We start from the raw sequence: 637 nt of genomic DNA on the forward strand, positions 1-637 counted from the left end.
ACCTCCGCGTTGAACAACCAGGAGGGACGCCTGCTCAGCGGCGGAGCCCTGACCTTGCGTATCGCGCAGGCCCTGGACAACAGCCTCGAGGGGATTGTCTCCGGTGCCGGAGGTCTGGATATCCAGGCATTCGTCCTGGACAACCGTAGTGGCTCCATCGGCAGCAAGGGTGCCATCGATATCGGTGTGACCCGCCTGGAAAACGACGCTGGCACGCTGATCGCCGAACGCGGCCTGAAGCTGGCGGCCGATGAGGCGAACAGTTCCAAGGGGCGTATCGCCGCCAATGGTAGCCTGCATGCCAAGGTTGGCACGCTGAGCCAGAAGGGAGGAGAACTGACCAGTCAGGACTCGCTGACTCTCGACCTGGGCATCCTAAACAATAACGCTGGCCGTATCGCTGGCAACCAGGGCGTAGACATCACGGCCCGGCAGGTGGACAACAGCGTCGGCGAGATTGCCAGCCAGGGCGTGGTGGCGCTGAACCTCACTGAGCAGCTGGACAACCGTGGCGGCAAGATCGTCGGTGACAGTGGTCTGGGCATCACCGCGCCGCACGTGCTCAACCAGGACAAGGGGGTACTCGCCAGCCGCGATGGGCTGCGCCTGAGTGCTACGGAGTTGTTCAACGGCGCGG

The 637-nt window shown here is 63.7% G+C and carries 1 protein-coding gene; it reads left to right on the forward strand.

What is annotated here, in order from left to right:
* A partial coding sequence (locus tag JHD77_RS32045; RefSeq protein WP_199506578.1) for a hypothetical protein occupies positions 1-637 on the forward strand: 637 nt, incomplete at both ends.

Origin of the sequence: Pseudomonas sp. P20, from assembly GCF_016463925.1 — a bacterium.
Taxonomy (GTDB): Bacteria; Pseudomonadota; Gammaproteobacteria; order Pseudomonadales; family Pseudomonadaceae; genus Pseudomonas; species Pseudomonas aeruginosa.